The following is a 20085-nucleotide window of genomic DNA, read 5'->3' on the forward strand; positions in this document are numbered from 1 at the left end:
ACATTATTCCTCGTCTTTGATAGATATTCAAATAAAAACTATATCATCACTTAGAACATGAATTTAAAAATGACGTTGGTGAGTTTTTTTACTCACCAACGTCATTTATTGTATAAGATTTGGTTATGTCCCAACCTCTTTGTTATGTATAGTAATGCAATCCCGATCGTGCCGTCTTACTTAAAAGTTTTGGCCCGCTCTTCGCAGGTGGGTGCTTTGTTCTATGCATTATACGTCCAAAACAAGGCGTGTACGCAACATAAAAACGTCAAGCTCCCAATATTATAAATGTTCGGTCAAAACATTAATAATCCAACGAACACATCAGGAATATGCATTACTTTTATTAACTTATATTTGTATCTTAGCATAGAACGAATTAAATTTCAAGTGGAATTGTAAGCGTTTCTATTACGATTTTTTCGCTGTTTACTCCTGTATAGTTAGGTTCAATTCATTTAATTGATCTTCACTTACGGTACCTGGTGCTTCTGTTAGCGGATCCGTAGCAGATGCTGTTTTTGGAAATAAAATGGTGTCTCTTAAATTAGATTTACCTGCTAACAACATCACTAATCGATCAAAACCAATTGCAATTCCTCCGTGTGGTGGTGTACCGTATTGTAATGCTTGTAACAAAAAGGAAAATTGTTCATCCGCTTCTTGTTTAGTAAATCCCAACACCTCAAACATTTTATCCTGAAGTTCTTTCTTATGAATTCTTAATGAACCTCCACCTAGCTCAAAGCCATTTAAAACTAAATCATAAGCTTGCGCTTTTACTTGTTCAGGATTTGTACTAAGTTTATCAATATCTTCATTAGCAGGCATCGTAAATGGATGGTGTGCTGCGAAATATCTACCAGCATCTTCATCATATTCTAACAACGGCCAATCGGTAACCCATAAGAAATTAAATTGTGTTTCATCAATTAGATTTAATTCTTTACCTAATTTCAGTCTTAATGCACCTAAGCTATCATAAACAACAGATTGCTTATCTGCTACAAATAGCAATAAATCATTTGATTCAGCTTGAAGGGTAGTAGTTAAAGCTATTTGTTCTTCTTCAGTGAAAAATTTAGCGATTGGTCCTTTTAACCCTTCATTTTCAACTTTTAACCACGCTAATCCTTTTGCTCCATAAACATTTACAAATTCCGTTAATTTATCGATGTCTTTACGAGAATATGCGGAAGCATGTCCTTTTACATTAATCGCATTTACTTTTCCACCAGCATGAACGGTGCTATTAAATACTTTAAAACGAGAATCTTTGACAATGTCTGATACATCTATCAGTTCCATATCAAACCTTGTATCAGGTTTATCAGAACCATAACAAGCCATTGCTTCATCATACCGTAAACGTGGGAAAGGTAATGTGAGTTCAATCCCTTTTACTTCTTTCATTATTTTTTTCATCATTCGTTCTGTCATCGCCATAATCTCATCACTTGACATAAAGGATGTTTCAATATCAACTTGTGTAAACTCTGGCTGACGATCAGCACGTAAGTCTTCGTCACGGAAACAACGTGCAAATTGATAATATCGTTCAAATCCACCTACCATAATCAACTGTTTAAATAATTGTGGTGATTGTGGTAATGCATAAAAGTGTCCTGGATGAACACGACTTGGCACTAAATAGTCACGTGCACCTTCTGGCGTGCTTTTTGTTAACATTGGTGTTTCCATTTCTAAGTATGCTTCATCATTTAGAAACTGGCGGATCACTTGCGTCATCTGATGTCTTAATTGAAACGTCTGCTGCATCGACTGTCTTCGTAAATCTAAGTATCTATATTTCAAACGCAATTCCTCAGCAATATCTTTATCCTCATAAATAGAAAAAGGCGGGTTTTTCGCTTCGTTTAAAACAGTTATTTCAGATACAATTACCTCTACTTGACCAGTTATCATTTTATCATTCACTGTATCAGTACTGCGTTCAACTACTTCTCCTATCACTTCTATCACATATTCACTTCTAATTGTTTCAGCAATAGTTAACGCGGATTCTGAGACAGTTGGATTGAAAACAATTTGTACAATTCCAGAACGATCTCGTAAATCTACAAAAATTAAGCCGCCTAAGTCACGACGTTTCTGAACCCATCCTTTTAAACATACATTTTTTCCAACATTAGATTTTTTTATTTCACCAGCTAACTGTCTTGATTGCTGCATTTAATTTATACCTCCTTGAACAAATCGCTTGAATGTAGCATCAATTTCATCTATTTTTATTTGTTGTTGTTTTCCTGTAGCCATTTCTTTCAGATTCACAACATCATTTGCTAATTCTTCTTCTCCTAATATAATTACATACTTAGCATGTAATCGATCAGCTGTTTTAAACTGCGCTTTGAATTTCTTCCCCTGATAATCCTTATCCACTTGAATTCCAGCTTTTCTTAATGTGTAAACTAACTCAACAGCTTTTTTCTCCGCATCGTCTCCCATCGCTATGACATAACAATCCAATGCTTCATCTAAAGGTAAAGCTAGGTTTTCTGCTTCCAATGCCATGAGTAGACGCTCAACACTTAAAGCAAATCCAATGCCTGGTGTTTCAGGCCCTCCTAAATCTTCTACTAAACCATTATAACGGCCACCACCTGATAATGTGGTAATCGAACCGAAACCTTCCGCATTGCTCATAATTTCGAAGGCTGTGTGGTTATAGTAATCTAAACCTCGAACTAAATTTTGATCAATCACATAATCTATCCCCATCTGATCTAAATAATCTTTTACTTGTTCGAAATAGGACTTTGAGTACGTATTTAAGTGATCTAAAATAGACGGTGCAGTCTGCATTGCAGGATGTTCCTTATCTTGTTTGCAATCCAATATACGCAAAGGATTTTTTTGCAAACGTAGTTGACAATCACTACATAATTCTTTTTGATATGGCTCAAAATGCTTAATCAATGCCTTCCGATGATTCGTTCTACTTTCATTATCTCCTAAGCTATTCATAACAAGTCTCAGTGATTTAAGTCCTAATGATTGGTACAAATTCATTGCTAAGGCCATTACTTCCGCATCTATTGCTGGATCTGCACTTCCTAGCGCTTCAACACCGAATTGAACAAACTGTCTCATTCTCCCTTGTTGAGGGCGCTCATATCTAAACATAGGGCCAATATAAAATAATTTCGTTGGTTGTGTTGGGTTTCCAAATAATTTATGTTGAACAAAAGCTCTGACTACAGATGCAGTTCCTTCCGGGCGAAGGGTTAAACTTCGATCTCCTCTATCCTTAAAGGTATACATTTCTTTTTGCACAATATCCGTGGTATCACCTACACCTCTTTGAAATAACTCGGTATGTTCAAAAATTGGTGTGCGAATCTCTTTATAATTGTATGTACGACATAATGCTTTAAATTGTTCTTCAACATATTGCCACTTTTTAGTTTGTTCCGGCAATAAATCTTGTGTTCCTCGTGGTAAATTAATCACGTCACATTCCTCCCTATTTAATAACCAGTTATCATGTTTAGTAAAATTTTTAGACATTTCTGCCAATTCGAACAAACATAAATAAACTCCCATCCCTTAAAAAAGGGACGAGAGTTAACCCGTGTTGCCACCCTAGTTGAAATACACTTACTATAGCAGTATAGTATTTCCACTTTAACAGTTAACGCCTGTTATTACGGTTGCATTTACTATTTTTTTCAATACAACACCTACAGAATGTCTTTCACTTAGACGTTAAGTAAGAATCTTTTCAGCCGATGAGATTCTCTCTCTTTTCTCACATATCTAAACTACTGTTTCCCTCATTGGTTTTTATTTAATACGAAATTAGAATTGCTTATAATAATACTGTTTGCCCAATGAATTGTCAAGATCGTTTTAATTTTTCTTTTAGTTTATGCACATCCTTTAATGAAATCCCTAATTCTTCCGAAATTTCTAAGTTATGTTGTTCCACTTCTAGCAATACATATTGTTGAAAATCAATACCAAACAAAGATGTATGTTCCTGAGATAGATGCATTTTTATCGGTTTGCGCAATCGAATCACCTCTCTATCCTTTCGTTACCGATTAAAAAAATTTTGACTTACAGATGCATCATTGATTATGATAAAGAGACAAGTAACCATCCTAAAATTGGAGGAATAGGAAAATGCACCAATCTTTGAAATGGGCAACTGTTTTCATCTTATTTGCCATTATCCTGTCCTTTTCTACCATTACTTATGCAGCTGATGTAATCATTCAAGTAAATGATCTTCAGGTCCGAAATGGGCCAGGTCTAGGTTATGATGTAATTGGGGAAGTAAATCAAGGTGAAAGCTATTCACTTATGGATGAGCAACAGCACTGGGTAAAAATTAAATATATCGATCGTTCTGGTTGGGTAGCAAAGGAATACATAGAAATTGATAAACAAAATCAAATGAATATTGATGAGGATAAAGAGCCTTCTTCAGATGAAGGTACCATCAAATTAGATCAAAAGAAAATCAATCCCCAATCCATTTCCACTTTAAAACAAAAAGTGATTGTGTTAGATGCTGGTCACGGTGGAAGAGACATTGGAGCAACCGGTGTTAGTGATACTTATGAGAAAGAGTACACACTTAACACCGCATTAAATATTAAAAGTTATTTAGAACAGCTAGGTGCAATTGTTCATTTAACTCGCTCAAGTGATCGCTTCATATCACTTACGCCTAGAGCTAGCTATGCAAATCATTTGAAAGCTGATGCATTTTTAAGTATTCACTATAATAGTACACCACAATATCCAAGCGCAAGTGGCATTGGAACTTATTATTACGATGATAAAGACAAAACATTCGCCAAGTTCGTGCATGAGGAATTGATTAAAACTACAAAAAGTAACGACCGCAATGTGCAATTTGGCGATTTTCAAGTGCTTCGAACAAATCATACACCTGGATTATTACTAGAGCTTGGATTTATTTCAAATACATCTGAAGAAGAACGAGTACAGACGAACATATACCAAAAAAAAATCAGTAGAGGGATAATTGCGGGCTTACAGAGATATTTTTCAAACGCTATAAATAAGTAATCGATACAATAAAGACAAATAGTTAGAGGGAATAATGTGCCCGCTAACTATTTGTCTTTACTATCAATAATTAATGTGACCGGTCCATCATTGACACTATCCACTTCCATCATCGCGCCAAAAACACCAGTTTCAACAGGAATGCCTGCCTGTTGTATTTGTTCGTTAAAATATTCATAATATTGTTGTGCAATCTCTGGACGTGCAGCGCTCATGAAGTTTGGACGCCTTCCTTTACGCGTGTCACCATAAAGAGTGAACTGAGATACAGATAATAATTCGCCATTTTTATCTTTTAAAGAAAGATTCATTTTTTCGCTTTCATCTTCAAAAATTCGCAAATTAATTATTTTATTCGCTAAGTATGCTGCATCAGCTTCTGTATCATCGTCGGTTACTCCTAGCAAAACTAAAATACCTTCTTTTATTTCTCCAACTGTTTCTTGATTCACACGCACACTAGCTTTTGATACTCGTTGAATAACTGCTTTCATTTATAAAACTCCTTTAGAACTACTGAATAACTCTTTCTACTGTATAAACATCTTTGATTTGTTTTAAATGATCAACAATTTTTCGCAAATGATCGATATTATGAATTAATATCGTAAGGTTTACAACTGCCATTTTGTTTCGATCTGACCGGCCATTTACTGCAATAATGTTTGTTCGCATTTCATTAACGGTTTGTAACACATCATTTAACAATCCTCGGCGATCATATCCTGATATTTCAAGATCAACATGATACTGTTTCGACTGTGTACCTGCATTTTCCCACTCTACATTTAATAATCGATAATCAAGTTGTTCCGTTTGCATATTCGGACAATCTTTTCGATGAACAGAAACACCACGGCCTTTTGTAATATAGCCTACAATAGCGTCACCAGGAACAGGATTACAACACTTGGCTAAACGAACTAATAAATTATCAACACCCTCTACCTTAACACCGGAATCTTTCTTTTTAGGTGACTTTGGCTTGACGGTTTGCTTCTGTGCATCCTCAATTGTTCGTTCTAATATTTGATTTTTCTCTTCTTTTCTTAGTTTTTCAGTTAAACGTGTGGCAATTTGTGCTGCAGTAATGCCTTGATAACCGACAGCCGCAAACATATCATCGATACTAACAAAATTAAATCGATTGGCAACACGAGTTAAATTATCATTAGTAGTTGCTTCTTTCGGTTCAACTCCCAATTGTTTAATTTCCTTGTCAACTGCTTCTTTTCCTTTGACCACATTTTCATCGCGTTGTTGCTTTTTAAAAAACTGTTTAATTTTATTTTTCGCTTGTGATGTTTGAGTGATTTTTATCCAGTCACGTGAAGGGCCATAGGAATGTTTAGATGTCATCACTTCAACTATGTCGCCATTTTTTAAGTTGTAATCAAGCGGCTCCATTTTTCCGTTAATTTTTGCTCCAATCGTTTGATTACCAACTTCCGTATGGATTTTATAAGCAAAATCAATTGGAACAGACCCAGCAGGTAACTCAATTACGTCTCCTTTAGGAGTGAAAACATAGACCATATCTGAAAATAAATCAACTTTTAAAGACTCCATGAATTCTTCTGCATCATTTGTTTCATTTTGCCACTCTATAATTTCTCTAAACCAAGCAAGCTTTTCTTCCGAATTTGCTCTGTCCTGCTCTAGTTTTTGGCCTTCTTTATATGCCCAATGCGCTGCAATGCCGTATTCAGCTATATCATGCATCTCTTTTGTTCTAATTTGGACTTCTAGTGGTGCACCTTTAGGTCCAATCACTGTTGTATGAAGTGACTGATACAAGTTAGCTTTAGGCATTGCGATATAATCTTTAAATCTGCCTGGCATTGGCTTCCATCCTGTATGAATAATACCTAAAACTGCATAACAATCCTTAATACTATCCACAATGATTCGAACAGCTAATAAGTCATAAATTTCATTAAACTGCTTGTTTTGCAAAATCATTTTTCGATAGATACTATATAGATGCTTTGGGCGACCAGAGAAGTCAGCATGTATATTTACTTCTTCTAGCTGACTTTGCACTTCTTTCATTACTTCTTCAATATAATGTTCACGCTCCTGTCTTTTCTGCTTCATTAAATTAACAATTCGATAATATTGCTGCGGATTTAAATAACGTAAAGCAATATCTTCCAATTCCCATTTAATTGCAGATATTCCTAACCGATGTGCAAGAGGAGCGAATATTTCTAATGTTTCATTTGAAATTCGTCGTTGCTTTTCAGCCGGCAAATGCTTCAACGTGCGCATATTATGGAGACGATCAGCAAGTTTAATTAAAATGACTCGAATATCTTTGGCCATTGCAATAAACATTTTACGATGATTTTCAGCTTGCTGCTCTTCTTTTGATTTATATTTAATTTTTCCAAGCTTAGTCACACCATCAACAAGCATTCCAACTTCACTATTAAATGCCTGCTCTATCATTTGTACCGTCGTATCTGTATCTTCAACGACATCATGTAAAAAACCACCAGCAATTGTTTCTGGATCTAATTCTAAATGAACTAGTATGCCTGCAACTTGTATAGGATGAATAATGTATGGTTCACCTGATTTTCTAAATTGATTAGCATGCGATTTTTTTGCATATTCATATGCATGTCTAATAAAATCAGTACCTTCTGTGGAAAGATACTGGGATGCCTGTTCAATCACGTCTTCAGCTGTTAGAATATTATCCTTTGACATTTTATCACCTTTGTCCTTTTTACCTTCTGTTCATTTAGAAAAAATAATTAAATTATAATAATAACGTTATCTAGTATAATAAAAGATTTTCACCATTGATACAATGGTTTGACCTCATTTTAGCACTTTCTTTTTAACATTTCACAACAATTTCTGCAGATGAATTGCAAAATAAGGAGTACCTTGTCAAAAGGCACTCCTTTTCCGATATATTATCCTTCGTATTCCATTAGTGTAAGAATATCATAGCCATCTAATTTGTCACGACCATTTAAATATGTAAGCTCAATCAAGAAGGCGCAACCAATAACAATTCCACCTAAAGCTTCAACTAATTTTATTGTTGCTTCGATCGTACCACCTGTTGCTAACAAATCATCTGTTATTAATACACGTTGACCTGGTTTAATCGCATCTTTATGAATCGTAAGAACATTCGTTCCATACTCTAAACCATAATCAACTTTAATCACTTCACGCGGCAATTTCCCCTCTTTTCTAACAGGAGCAAATCCTACTTCTAACGCATAGGAAACAGGGCAACCAACGATAAATCCACGTGCTTCCGGTCCCACTACAAGATCAATTTGCTTTTCCTCAGCATATTTTACTATCTCATTTACAGCCGATTTATAAGCGGTTCCATTGTCCATCAACGTAGTAATATCCTTAAACTGAACACCTTCTTTTGGCCAATCTTCTACTACAGTAATATACGATTTATAATCCATAAATCATTTCCTCCTTAATCGAGCGATGTTGCTCCATTTGGCTTGTTAACCAGTCTTTTAATTCTTGATATGTTGAATAGTACATTGTTTTTTCAATCTCCGCTTGTTCTATCACTTTTTGATATAGTTGAGATTCAGTAAGGTCACGTTTTGATGGTTGATCTACCGGTCGGATAATCCCATCATTTATTTTAACAAATTCCAATTCAGAAAACACCTTAATAATGCATTCAATTTTGTCTTTTTTCCAACCTTTATGTTTTACTAATAAAGGTATATCAGATGAAAGAGAGAAATTTCTACGTTTAAGTAACATACCATAAAACCATTTGAAATCATTACGATTAGGAAAAGCTTGTGATAACTCGTTATCCTCTAGTTGATAAGTCACAACCATATTTTCAGGCGTAACCGATTCCATTAACATTTGAATATCTTTAAGGTTCTTTGGTAGTTCTACAAGAATAATTGTTTTATATTCGCTTAATACACGCTTACTCTCTTCATTTTGTAATTGATCAAAATGATAATGTTTAAAAGGATATGAAACGTTATTAGAGGTTGTTTGAAACGTAATAATTGCGGTGCTATTTTTGTCGAAATTAGCAACTTGCTTCATCCATAATTTTGATCCTCTAAAATCAAATAGTTGCCATTCTTTTACGGACACATCCTGGATCATCATTTGTGTGTTCTTTCTACCATTCCACTCATTTATTTGTAAAAAACCGACCATTTCCATATCGGCTTGTGGACTAATTAAGTGATATAGGCCACCCATTCCGAATCCGATTGCTTGCATCCGTTGACTTTCACCTTGAAAGGCTGCTTTTAAATGATTTTTTTTGCTACCAATCTGACGTAATTCAATTGGTTTAGCTTTTATATGAAATAATGGCTTTGGATTCCCCATTCCAAATGGTGCTAATTGATCTAATGACTGAATTAGCTTGATATCCACATCATCTAATGCGATTTCTTGTTCGATTTCAAGTTTTTCTTTATAATCATCGATTGCTAATTTTTGTTTAGCTAATTGATTTAATGCGATTCGGATACGATCAACATCGTCAATGGACAGCGTCATACCAGCTGCTTGTGCATGTCCACCAAATTGTTCGAATAAATCTTTTATTTCCATCCCATTTTCAAATAAGTCAAAAGCAGGTATACTACGCGCTGATCCTTTTGCTCTTTGTTTGTCTGGTTGAAGCGTTAGTACAACCGCTGGTCGTTGGTATAAGCGCACTAATTTAGACGCGACAATACCTAACACCCCTTCATTCCAACCCTCTTGCGCAACAACAATGACCTGTTTATTTGCCTCTTTATTTTCTTCAACATGGCCAATAGCTTCTTCTGTAATGCCCGAAACAATTTTTTGTCGTTTTTGATTTATATCATTAATCTCAGTTGCAATCGAGTCCGCTTGTTCTGCATCCTCGGATAAAAGTAATTCTAAAGCAGGATAAGCACTTTGTAATCTCCCAACAGCATTAATTCTAGGTCCAATTAAAAAACCAATATCTTCTTCAGATACGGCATTTGATATCCCGGCGAGTTTTTTTAATGCGCTTATGCCCGGACGCTTTGTTTGACTGATTGCTTTTAATCCATGATAAGTTAATATACGATTCTCACTTACAAGTGGAACAAGGTCAGCAATGGTTCCAATTACTACTAGATCTAAAAACTGTTTCGGAAAATAACCAAGTAGATAATGTGCTAGTTTAAATGCCACACCAACACCAGCTAGTTCCTTAAAAGGGTAAGCAGTGGAGCATTTTGGATGTATAATAGCATAAGCATCTGGTAAAACAGATTGAACCTCATGGTGATCCGTTATAATCAAATCGATGCCTAATTCTTTTGCTAATTGCGCGGGAGCAAAAGCCGCAATTCCTGTATCGACAGTTATAATTAGCTGAAAGCCTTGGTTATATGCCTTACGAAATGCTTGTTCGTTAGGTCCATACCCTTCCGTAAAACGGTTAGGTATATAATAATCACACATCGCTCCTAGCTCTCGTAGTGTTTCTATTAAAACAGCAGTAGCACTTACACCATCTGCATCGTAATCTCCAAATACTAGAATACTTTCTTCATTATCAATTGCTTGCTGAATACGTTTTTTCACTTTTTCAATATCAGTTAATAATGATGGATGATATAAGTCGTCAAGATTCGGTTCTAAAAAAGATATCGCTTCTTCTTTTGTTTTAATACCACGCTTTACTAATAAATGTTCAATTAAAGGGGGTAACCCTAAACCATGAAAAGTTGTTCCTTTCAATGCCTTCATTTCATCATTTTTAAATTCCCACTTTGCTTGACTTTGTAACATAAATTCACCCCTGACCAATTTATTATACAGCAGTGAGTCAGGGGGTTCAAATAAATTGTAATCATTTTTTAAGATTTCGTTGATTCATCTGAGGGAGATTGCTCTTCGTATGCTGTAAAATGTTGATTCGATGTATCCTCACTTAATTGATTAGTTGCATTTACCTTTAGCTCCTCATTCTCCTTTTGGAGCACACGTATTTTTCGTTGTGACTTCACTAATCGAAACAAGCCAAACCCACCTGTTATAAGTCCTCCCATGAGAGCAGAAATTAGAATAACAAGAATCAACGGGACTTGCCCTGTACCAAATAAGTAATTTACTGTTACAGCTTCTCCATTAATAACAGCGAAAATAGCCACAATAAGAGCAAAAACTAATGCAGAAATAATATATGTTTGACCTCTCAACATTAACACCCTTTCTCTAAAGTAAATACTAGCTACCCATCTACAATATTCTTTTATTTATTCCACAGAAAAACTCTCCTTAAACCAAATCAAGGAGAGCTTCCCTTATTGCTATTATCATTGGTTAAAATGATAAATTAGTTTTAAATAATATGATGCTCACTTTATTTATACTACTGGTCCATCATTCTTTTTCTTTTTAACATAGACAATAGGTTTCTCTTTGATATTTCTTCCTCTCCAAATTAACCATACCTGTGCAGCTATAAATAACGAAGAGTAAGTACCAGCGATCAATCCTACGACTAATGCGAAAGAGAAGTTAGTAATTGATGTTGCGCCAAAAATATACAGCATAACTGCCGCAACAATGACAGTTAACACCGTGTTAATACTTCTCCCTAATGTTTGCATTAAGCTCTTGTTAACAATAACAGCTAATTCGTCAAAGGAACGAACACGTTTCTTGTTTTTTAGATTTTCTCTAATCCGATCAAAAGTAACGATCGTATCATTAATCGAATATCCTACAATTGTTAAGATCGCAGCGATAATCGTAATATCAAATTCTAACTGTGTAATACTAAACAGCGCTAAAATAAAGAATGCATCATGTAATAATGCTAATATTGCTGTTAAAGCAAAATAAAATTCAAAGCGAATTGTTACATAGATGATTATCCCAATAGATGCATACAACACTGCTAACAGTGCGTTTTTAGCTAATTCTTTTCCGACTACAGGTGAAACGGTACTTATATTCGGATCAGTGCCATAAGCATCATTGAAATGTGTCTGAATCGTTGCAACCGTTTCTTTTTCTAATTTTGAATCAAAACGAGCGACAGCAATTTCATTATCATTTCCTGAAAGTACAATTTTTTCTGGCTCTAACGCTAACTGTTCAAAGTGATTTTCCATCTCTTCTACAGAAACAGTATTCCCTGCATTAATTTCAACACGAGAACCACTAGTAAAGTCTATCCCTAAGTTTAAACCAAAAATGCTTAAGAACAATGTTCCTGCTACAAACAATACGCCAGATGTTAAAAAGAATTTTCTCCGATGTTTGACAAAGTCAAATTGACGACCAAAAACAGTAGATTCTACTTCTGTCGGATCAGCAATATCTTTAATTTGCGATTCTTTCACACCAAACCAACTTGGTCGTTTATTTAAAAATCTGCTTTTCACCCAAAGGCTAAGGAAGAATCTAGCACCAAAGACTGCAGTAATGAAACTTAATACGACACTCACAATTAGTAATGTCGCAAATCCTTTTACAGAACTTGTACCAAATATAAATAAAACCGTAGCTGCGATTAATGTCGTAATATTAGCATCAAAAATAGTAGATAATGAGTTACTATTTCCCGCCTTAAAGGCTGCCATAATCGATTTACCTTCTTTTAACTCTTCCTTCATCCGTTCATACGTAATGATATTTGCATCAACAGCCATACCGACACCTAGTATTAATGCGGCAATTCCCGGTAATGTTAATACGCCATTCATTAGTTCAAATACAAGTAAGACAAGGTAAATATATAAACTTAATGATACAACGGCAATAAATCCTGGGAAGCGGTAATAAACAAGCATAAATAAAAATATAAATGCTACACCAAGCATTCCAGCAAAGATCGTTTTATCCATTGCTTGCATACCAAACTGTGCACCGACAGATGTGGTGTATTTTTCCACTAAGTTTACTGGTAGTGATCCAGCATTCAATATATCAGCTAATTGCTTTGCTGATTCAACAGTGAAATTACCTGAAATCATAATATTTTTATTATTTAACACTTCATCGAATCCAGGAGCAGAAATATACTTCGGATCTGCTTTTGACGACTCTGCTTCAAAAGAGTCCCCTTCTTGATAATCCATCCAGATTACCATGCGATTAGCTAAGTTTTGATTATTCATAATTTCTCTTGTTGCATCTCCGAAAGCGGATGTGCTTTTAAACTCTACTGTTACAATTGGTTGATTCGTATTAGGATCAAAATCTTGCCTTGCACTACCTTCGACGATATTTGATCCATCTAAATATTCCTTATCTTCGACATCTCGAAAAGATAGTCTTGCGGAAGTAGACAATAATTCTCTTGCTTCGTCTTCATTCTCAATTCCCGCTAGTTGCACTCTAATGCGATTGGGTTCCTCTATATTAAAATTCGGTTCACTAACTCCTAGTACATCAACACGCTGTCTAAGTGACTCAACGGTTGCTTCTAACACATCTATATTGATGTCTTGACTTTCATCTAGTGGCTCCACCTCATATAATATCTCTACTCCACCTTGTAGATCTAACCCTAACTTCATATCTTTTGTAATTCCTGTTATTGTTGTTCCAATTGTCCCAATAAGTGTGAGTACAATCAGAAAAAAGGCAATTATTCTGCCTCGTTTCACCATATGTATTACGCCTCCTTTGCTTGATTTACATGATAGAATCAAGCAAGTCTTTTCATATATATTCTTTTTTTAGTTTCAAACGTATTATGCTACCAATAAGTATTAATGTCAATTAGAAATTCCGTTGTCTTGGCCTTCATTTTCAGTAAGTGCTGCAATAGATGCCATTAAATCATCCTGTTGATATGATTGAACAGTTAGATAACTCATGTATATATTTGTATTCAGATGCAAAATATCCTCAACAATTTGATATAAACGTTTTTCCGGGTTACCTTTCCACACTTTTTGCTTTAAACATTGCCACACGATATTCTCGGTAGTGTCTTTATACCCCATCAACTTGAATTCTTCTGTCTTACTTTCTAATACGACAGAAAGAAACACACGCCAATCGTCTACTTTTCTTAATATTGTCAATACAACCGCTCTCCCTTTTAATATGTGAATTTTAGTTGCTTGTCATGCTTGACCAACTTATGTGCATATATATTATTGTATAGGAATTTTATTTTTTTGAGAAGGTAGGATTGGCAATAATGACAAAGCAATCATTTGTTAAAGGTACACTTATCTTAGTTTTGGCTGGATTAATTACAAGATTATTAGGTTTTATTAATCGTATTGTTGTAGCAAGATTAATGGGGGAAGAAGGGATCGGACTATATAACATGGCGCTCCCCACGTTATTTTTAATTTATACTTTATCCCAATTTGGGTTACCAATCGCTATTTCTAAGCGTGTTGCCGAAGCGGAAGCCAATAATAATACAAGACAAATTAAAAAAATATTAGTCATCTCTCTAGCCATTACCGGAACGTTAAGTATTGTGTTTACAATCGGAATGATTATTAGTGCACCTATAATTGCAAAGCATTTCTTGACGGATGAACGTACACTATACCCGTTACTTGCCATTACGCCAATGGTGCCGATTAGTGCCATTGCTTCTGTTATTCGTGGTTACTTTCAAGGTAGACAAAATATGAAACCACAAAGTTATGCACAAGTGATTGAGCAAATTGTTCGAATTTCTTGTGTTGCTTTTTTTGTTAAACTATTACTTCCGTACGGTATTGAATTTGCAGCGTGCGGCGCAATGATTTCAGTCATTATAGGGGAACTAATTTCTTTACTCTTTATGCTACGAATGTTTCGTTTTCATAAACGGATCACCTTACACCATCGATTTTTCGCTTATTTATCATCAGGAAAGCAGACGTTAAAATCATTACTTTCTATTGCTTTACCGAGTACTGGGAGTAGACTGGTTGGGTCTATTTCGAATTTTTTGGAACCGATTCTTGTCTCCCAAAGTTTAGCGATTGCAGGGGTACAAACAGTAATTGCAACCAAGCAATACGGTGCGTTAACTGGCTATGCGATTCCATTACTATTTCTCCCTACATTCATCACACACTCACTAGCAATTGCTTTAATACCTAATATTAGTGAAGCGGAAGCGAAGCAACAGCATAACTTAGTTCAGTACCGTATCCATCAAGCAATACGGATTTCATTTGCTTCTGGAGCGATTGCAACAGTTATTTTAACTATGTTCGCTAAGCCGATCTTAATGTTTATGTACGGAACAAGTAGTGCTAGTTCATTTTTAGTGCTAATGGCTCCTTTTTTTCTTTTGTTATATATTCAATTTCCTTTGAACGCAGCGCTTCAAGCACTAGACTATGCTAAACCTGCAATGTGGAATAATATTATTAGTACAATTGTTAAATTCATTTTATTAATTACTCTAACAACAAATCCAAATTATGGCATTATGGGAGCCGCCATTTCAGTCACCGTTGGCTTTGTATTGGGAACCTTTTTACATTTAGCGACATTATATAAAGTTGCTAAATTTTACATCCCTTCTCTAGACGTATTAAGAATGATCCTATTAGTTGCAGCGACTTGGTTGATTAGTTATGTGTTAAAGCAGTGGATACCATCCTACTCATCTAGCTTACAAGTGTTCCTTGGCTTACTTAGTTTACTTTTTATTTTATACATTTGCTTACTTTTCATTTTACGTTTTATTACTAAAGATGAGTTACGGCAAATCCCTTTAATTCAGCGCTTCATTAATTAACGGCGTTCATTTTTTATATCGATATACCATTCCCCTTTTTTATCAATGGAACAGAAGGATATCTCCTCTACTGATGGGTATCCTTTTTGATTTAATTGTCCAATCAACCATGCTGCTGATTTATTCATTTTTTTTAAGCTTCTTTGTTGGACTTCTCCATCCATCACTAAAGGATACACATAGCCCTCACTCCCATCTTCGTTTTTCTCAAAGATAGATAACTTACCTGATGGTTCCAAGATTGCAAAGGCAACATCATCAATACTTCTTGTCCCATTCTCACGCAATTGTTGCATTAAGTCGTTCAAATTGTATCGTTGTTTTTTCATTTCGTATTCATCTATTTTTCCATAGGAAATAATAACAGACGGCTTTCCTTCAAACCAATCTCTAAATTTTTTACTTTTCAGTGACACCCAGGCTATAAGTCGTTGAATAATTAATAAAATAAACACAGGAATAATTGCTTCCAGTAGTTGACGTTTCGGTTCTTCAATTGTAAACGCACCTATTTCAGCAACCATAATAAAGATAACAATATCTAAAAGACTTAACTCGCCAATCTCTCTTTTTCCCATCAAACGGAAAACAAGAACAATCATACTGTACGTAAAAATTGTTCTGAAAATTAATTTCCCTATTTCGATATCCATATCGTGCTCACCCCTTCTTTATTTAGCTTCACCCTTTCCTTATTTAATATCCAATCGTGATTAAAGTCGGATTAAAAATTTTGTATAAAAGGAATCAAATAACGCATGTAAACATATACACTTGATACGATTAAAGAAAATATCACCATCGGAATGCCATACTTAAGAAATTGCATAAAGGCGATTCCTTCGTCTTCTGCTTCAGCCATGCCAGCAACAACTACATTTGCAGAAGCACCAATCAACGTTCCATTCCCCCCTAAACAAGCGCCTAACGCTAAAGACCACCACAATGGGTCAACATTCGCCATACCATATGTCTGAAATTCTTGAATAACTGGAATCATTGCCGCTACAAATGGGATATTATTAATAATCTGAGAAACTAATCCAGAAATCCACAAAAGCAAAATTGCTGTGACTGGTAGATCACCAGAAGTTATCCAAATCATATAACGTGCCAATTCATCTATTGCCCCAACCTCTTCTAATCCTCCAACAAGCATAAAAAGTCCAATAAAAAAAAATAATGTAATCCATTCCACTTCTTGAAATACTTTTTCGGTTGATAGTTCTTTTTCTGTTAACAGCATTAGTAAAATCGCTCCACTAACTGCAACAGTAGTTAAATCAATATGAAGAAATGGGTGCAACAAAAAACCAGCAATCGTTAAACATAAAACAATAATTGATTGATAAACCATTGGTGATTTTTTGATATAAGCAGATGGATTCATTTGCAATAATTGTTCCACTGCTTCTGGACTTCTTTTTAATTGCTTGTGAAAATACAAACAGAAAAAAGTTAACATGCAACTAAAAATAATAAGTACAACAGGGCCTAAATGATTGACAAATGACAAAAAATTAAGATGTTCTACGGCTTGTCCGATCATAATATTTGGTGGATCACCAATTAATGTAGCCGTTCCACCAATATTAGAACTAAAAATAATAATCAATATATAGGGAAACGACGGTAAATTAAGAATTCTTATGATGGTAAACATAATTGGAACAAATAATAATACAGTCGTTACATTATCAAGTAATGCCGAACCAATCGCTGTTAAAAAGGCAGTTCCGATCAATAAAGCTATTGGCTCTCCTTTTACCTTCTGCGCAAAATAAATTGCTATAAACGAAAAAACACCTGTTTTTTTCGTAATAGATACAAGTACCATCATCGAAAAAAGTAATGCAATTGTTTCCCAGTCAATATAATGAATAAATACATCTTCTAACGTGTATATTTTCGTTAACAGGAGTAATATTCCACCTAGAAGGGCAATTAATGCCTGATTTATTTTTTCAGAGATAATAAAGACATAGCATATAACAAAAATAGATATTGCAATGATAGGTGCCAAAATGAATACACTCCCCCTTAGTCTTTATAAATAGTTATAATCAACTGCTTTATCAATATATGTATTATATTGATAAATATTTTATTCTAATTAACCTTATCTTGCATATCCTTTACTAAAGGACAAGCAAGAAAGGGGAATGTATATGAAGCGTCATTTGAACGGTTTATTATACGGATGGCTTACGATTTTAACGTTGATGATTCTGGCAAGTATTATTTTATCTCTATTACTTCGGTTTACTAGTCTAGAAGCATCCACACTCTCTCAAACTACAACGGTAATTAGCCTTATTTCTTTTTTTAGTGGAGGTATTTTTGCTGGACTTAAAACAGGAGAAAAAGGCTGGCTTGTCGGTTTATTAACAAGCCTAGGATTTAGTTTATTTGTATTTTTATATCAATACTTAGGATTACAGCAAGCTTTCTCTTGGCTACAATTAATCTACCATGGTGGGTTTTTATTGGCAGGTATAATTGGTGGCGTGATTGGTGTGAACATCAAGCGAAAGAACCGTTAATCTAACAACTACATTATTTCATGACAAATGTGGTTGATAAACGATCTCTTATGAACACATTTACCTTATTTCATTATAAATATGTTCGATAAACACTCTGTTCTATCTCATATCAAGACAATTCGGTTCGATAAACAATACGTACAATTTTTGAAGTAGTAAGTTTGGTAAAAGTTCAACTAAACGCAATGGTGCTTAATCAATACGGGGAAAGCAGGGCCTTTTGAGTTCTCTAATTAACTATAAAAACACCCCCACAAGTTAGAATGTTTCATCTAACCTGAGGGGGTGTTCATTTTGTCATCTCTTAACTACACTTATTCTTGTTCATTTTTTGAGACAACTTCTCTTATAGCTGATCGATCATATGTAAGCTTTGTGCCTTCATGTACATCAATCACAATTGCGCTCTCATCGATAGCATGCACGATGCCATGCATTCCACCAATGGTAATAATTTTATCACCTTTTTGTAAATCAGCTTGCATTTCCCTTACTTGCTTTTGTCGTTTTTGTTGCGGACGAATCAAAAGAAAATAAAAGATCACAAACATTAAAATAAATGGTAGTAAACCTGCAATTGCTTGCAAACCATTCCCCTCCTTTCTTTAAAAGTTTTTCGCATTAGGCTTATTAAAACCATATTGTTCAAAGAATGCTTCTCTGAAATCGCCAAGACGATCTTCTTTTATCGCTTTGCGTACTTGCTGCATTAATTCTAACAGAAAATATAGATTATGATAAGTAGTTAACCTTAATCCAAACGTTTCATTTGCTTTTACTAAGTGACGAATATATGCACGTGAGTAGTTCCTGCAAGTATGACAATCACAATTTGGGTCTATTGGCGAGAAATCACGGGCATATTTTGCATTCCGTACTACTAAACGACCATTTGAAGTCATACATGTACCATTTCTAGCAATTCGAGTCGGAAGTACACAATCAAACATATCCACCCCACGAATAGCACCATCAATCAATGAATCCGGGGAACCTACTCCCATTAAATAACGAGGCTTGTTATTTGGCAATAAAGGTGTCGTAAAGTCCAGCACACGATTCATTACATCTTTTGGTTCTCCAACTGACAAACCGCCAATTGCATAACCAGGGAAGTCCATCGAAGTAAGATCACTTGCACTCAAACGCCTTAAATCTTCATATTCACCACCCTGTACAATACCGAACAATCCTTGATCATGCGGCCTTTCATGTGCTTGTAAACAACGTTCTGCCCACCTGCTTGTGCGTTCAACAGAGTCTTTCATATATTTATGCTCTGCAGGATACGGTGGGCATTCATCAAATGCCATCATTATATCAGAACCAAGTGCATTCTGAATATTCATTGCTTTTTCAGGGGATAAGAACAACTTTTCACCACTAATATGATTACGAAAATGAACACCTTTTTCTTCAATTTCACGTAAATCACTTAAGCTGAAAACTTGAAATCCTCCAGAATCGGTTAATATCGCACCATCCCAATTCATGAATTGATGCAATCCACCCGCTTCTTTTATTATATCCTCACCTGGACGTAACCATAAATGATACGTATTAGATAATATAATTTTAGCACCCATTTCTTCTAACTCTTCTGGGCTCATTGTTTTTACTGTAGCTAATGTGCCAACAGGCATGAACATCGGTGTTTCAAATGAACCATGCGGTGTATGCACCTTACCAAGCCTTGCGCCTGTTTGTTTACACGTTTTTATTAATTCATAATGAATAGCTCCCATTATTTGTTCCTCT

At 35.0% G+C, this 20085-nt stretch carries 17 protein-coding genes, 1 other RNA gene and 1 other annotated feature; of the genes, 3 read left to right on the top strand and 15 right to left on the bottom strand.

The window, feature by feature from the left end; all coding sequences use genetic code 11:
• Nucleotides 1–155: 155 nt before the first annotated feature.
• The 4 genes from ssrS to ACH6CY_RS11915 form a co-directional block, all read right to left on the bottom strand.
• Nucleotides 156–334, bottom strand: a non-coding RNA gene (gene ssrS, locus ACH6CY_RS11900) — 6S RNA.
• 95 nt (nucleotides 335–429) lie between these two features.
• A complete protein-coding gene (gene aspS / locus ACH6CY_RS11905) occupies nucleotides 430–2193 on the bottom strand; it encodes an aspartate--tRNA ligase (RefSeq protein ID WP_374067557.1) in 1764 nt (587 codons plus the stop codon).
• A complete protein-coding gene (gene hisS / locus ACH6CY_RS11910) occupies nucleotides 2194–3474 on the bottom strand; it encodes a histidine--tRNA ligase (RefSeq protein WP_374067558.1) in 1281 nt (426 codons plus the stop codon).
• Between the two features lie 100 nt (nucleotides 3475–3574).
• Nucleotides 3575–3810 (bottom strand) — a binding site (T-box leader).
• Between the two features lie 52 nt (nucleotides 3811–3862).
• Nucleotides 3863–4036, bottom strand: coding sequence for a hypothetical protein (locus tag ACH6CY_RS11915; RefSeq protein ID WP_374067559.1), 174 nt, complete (start codon nucleotides 4034–4036; stop codon nucleotides 3863–3865).
• 113 nt (nucleotides 4037–4149) lie between these two features.
• Here ACH6CY_RS11915 and ACH6CY_RS11920 point away from each other — a divergent pair, with 113 nt between their 5' ends.
• Nucleotides 4150–5064, top strand: coding sequence for an N-acetylmuramoyl-L-alanine amidase family protein (locus tag ACH6CY_RS11920; RefSeq protein WP_374067560.1), 915 nt, complete (start codon nucleotides 4150–4152; stop codon nucleotides 5062–5064).
• A gap of 47 nt (nucleotides 5065–5111) precedes the next feature.
• Here ACH6CY_RS11920 and dtd read toward each other — a convergent pair whose 3' ends face one another.
• From dtd to ACH6CY_RS11955, 7 genes are all read right to left on the bottom strand, one after another.
• Nucleotides 5112–5558 carry a D-aminoacyl-tRNA deacylase gene (gene dtd / locus ACH6CY_RS11925; RefSeq protein WP_374067561.1) on the bottom strand — a complete coding sequence of 149 codons (447 nt, stop codon included), beginning with the start codon at nucleotides 5556–5558 and terminating at the stop codon, nucleotides 5112–5114.
• 19 nt (nucleotides 5559–5577) lie between these two features.
• On the bottom strand, nucleotides 5578–7779 hold the full coding sequence (locus tag ACH6CY_RS11930; protein WP_374067562.1) for a RelA/SpoT family protein: 2202 nt from the start codon (nucleotides 7777–7779) through the stop codon (nucleotides 5578–5580).
• Between the two features lie 212 nt (nucleotides 7780–7991).
• Nucleotides 7992–8510 carry an adenine phosphoribosyltransferase gene (locus ACH6CY_RS11935; RefSeq protein WP_374067563.1) on the bottom strand — a complete coding sequence of 173 codons (519 nt, stop codon included), beginning with the start codon at nucleotides 8508–8510 and terminating at the stop codon, nucleotides 7992–7994.
• The gene (recJ, locus tag ACH6CY_RS11940; protein WP_374067565.1) at nucleotides 8500–10854 is read right to left on the bottom strand and encodes a single-stranded-DNA-specific exonuclease RecJ; all 2355 of its coding nucleotides are present in this window, start codon (nucleotides 10852–10854) and stop codon (nucleotides 8500–8502) included. The genes ACH6CY_RS11935 and recJ overlap by 11 nt, the downstream gene beginning before the upstream one ends.
• Before the next feature lie 68 nt (nucleotides 10855–10922).
• Nucleotides 10923–11264 carry a LapA family protein gene (locus ACH6CY_RS11945; protein WP_374067566.1) on the bottom strand — a complete coding sequence of 114 codons (342 nt, stop codon included), beginning with the start codon at nucleotides 11262–11264 and terminating at the stop codon, nucleotides 10923–10925.
• Between the two features lie 168 nt (nucleotides 11265–11432).
• Nucleotides 11433–13688, bottom strand: a complete 2256-nt coding sequence (gene secDF / locus ACH6CY_RS11950) for a protein translocase subunit SecDF (protein ID WP_374067567.1) — start codon at nucleotides 13686–13688, stop codon at nucleotides 11433–11435.
• A gap of 108 nt (nucleotides 13689–13796) precedes the next feature.
• The gene (locus ACH6CY_RS11955; protein WP_374067568.1) at nucleotides 13797–14108 is read right to left on the bottom strand and encodes a post-transcriptional regulator; all 312 of its coding nucleotides are present in this window, start codon (nucleotides 14106–14108) and stop codon (nucleotides 13797–13799) included.
• Between the two features lie 119 nt (nucleotides 14109–14227).
• Here ACH6CY_RS11955 and spoVB point away from each other — a divergent pair, with 119 nt between their 5' ends.
• Nucleotides 14228–15781 carry a stage V sporulation protein B gene (gene spoVB / locus ACH6CY_RS11960; protein ID WP_374067570.1) on the top strand — a complete coding sequence of 518 codons (1554 nt, stop codon included), beginning with the start codon at nucleotides 14228–14230 and terminating at the stop codon, nucleotides 15779–15781.
• Here spoVB and ACH6CY_RS11965 read toward each other — a convergent pair.
• Complete coding sequence (locus ACH6CY_RS11965; protein WP_374067571.1) at nucleotides 15778–16434, bottom strand: DUF421 domain-containing protein; 657 nt, start codon at nucleotides 16432–16434, stop codon at nucleotides 15778–15780. The two genes, spoVB and ACH6CY_RS11965, sit on opposite strands and share 4 nt — an antisense overlap.
• A 71-nt stretch (nucleotides 16435–16505) precedes the next feature.
• Nucleotides 16506–17804: an ArsB/NhaD family transporter gene (locus ACH6CY_RS11970; protein ID WP_374067572.1), complete on the bottom strand. Its 1299-nt coding sequence runs from the start codon at nucleotides 17802–17804 to the stop codon at nucleotides 16506–16508.
• Between the two features lie 145 nt (nucleotides 17805–17949).
• On the opposite strand from ACH6CY_RS11970, the gene ACH6CY_RS11975 reads away from it, so the two are divergent.
• Nucleotides 17950–18324: a TIGR04086 family membrane protein gene (locus ACH6CY_RS11975; protein ID WP_374067574.1), complete on the top strand. Its 375-nt coding sequence runs from the start codon at nucleotides 17950–17952 to the stop codon at nucleotides 18322–18324.
• 317 nt (nucleotides 18325–18641) lie between these two features.
• Here the strand turns inward: ACH6CY_RS11975 and yajC are convergent, their stop codons facing one another.
• Nucleotides 18642–18914: a preprotein translocase subunit YajC gene (gene yajC / locus ACH6CY_RS11980; protein ID WP_374067575.1), complete on the bottom strand. Its 273-nt coding sequence runs from the start codon at nucleotides 18912–18914 to the stop codon at nucleotides 18642–18644.
• Between the two features lie 18 nt (nucleotides 18915–18932).
• Nucleotides 18933–20072, bottom strand: coding sequence for a tRNA guanosine(34) transglycosylase Tgt (gene tgt, locus ACH6CY_RS11985; RefSeq protein WP_374067576.1), 1140 nt, complete (start codon nucleotides 20070–20072; stop codon nucleotides 18933–18935).
• Nucleotides 20073–20085 lie beyond the last annotated feature (13 nt).

This window comes from Paraliobacillus sp. JSM ZJ581 (assembly GCF_044383835.1).
Lineage (GTDB): Bacteria > Bacillota > Bacilli > Bacillales > Amphibacillaceae > Paraliobacillus.

Bases quoted from the DNA above. Each gene is read 5' to 3' on its own strand.
- ACH6CY_RS11935 (WP_374067563.1), bottom strand. From the start codon at position 8,510: ATGGATTATAAATCGTATATTACTGTAGTAGAAGATTGGCCAAAAGAA.
- secDF (WP_374067567.1), bottom strand. From the start codon at position 13,688: ATGGTGAAACGAGGCAGAATAATTGCCTTTTTTCTGATTGTACTCACA.
- ACH6CY_RS11920 (WP_374067560.1), top strand. From the start codon at position 4,150: ATGCACCAATCTTTGAAATGGGCAACTGTTTTCATCTTATTTGCCATT.
- dtd (WP_374067561.1), bottom strand. From the start codon at position 5,558: ATGAAAGCAGTTATTCAACGAGTATCAAAAGCTAGTGTGCGTGTGAAT.
- recJ (WP_374067565.1), bottom strand. From the start codon at position 10,854: ATGTTACAAAGTCAAGCAAAGTGGGAATTTAAAAATGATGAAATGAAG.
- ACH6CY_RS11930 (WP_374067562.1), bottom strand. From the start codon at position 7,779: ATGTCAAAGGATAATATTCTAACAGCTGAAGACGTGATTGAACAGGCA.
- ACH6CY_RS11975 (WP_374067574.1), top strand. From the start codon at position 17,950: ATGAAGCGTCATTTGAACGGTTTATTATACGGATGGCTTACGATTTTA.
- spoVB (WP_374067570.1), top strand. From the start codon at position 14,228: ATGACAAAGCAATCATTTGTTAAAGGTACACTTATCTTAGTTTTGGCT.
- tgt (WP_374067576.1), bottom strand. From the start codon at position 20,072: ATGGGAGCTATTCATTATGAATTAATAAAAACGTGTAAACAAACAGGC.
- ACH6CY_RS11965 (WP_374067571.1), bottom strand. From the start codon at position 16,434: ATGGATATCGAAATAGGGAAATTAATTTTCAGAACAATTTTTACGTAC.
- aspS (WP_374067557.1), bottom strand. From the start codon at position 2,193: ATGCAGCAATCAAGACAGTTAGCTGGTGAAATAAAAAAATCTAATGTT.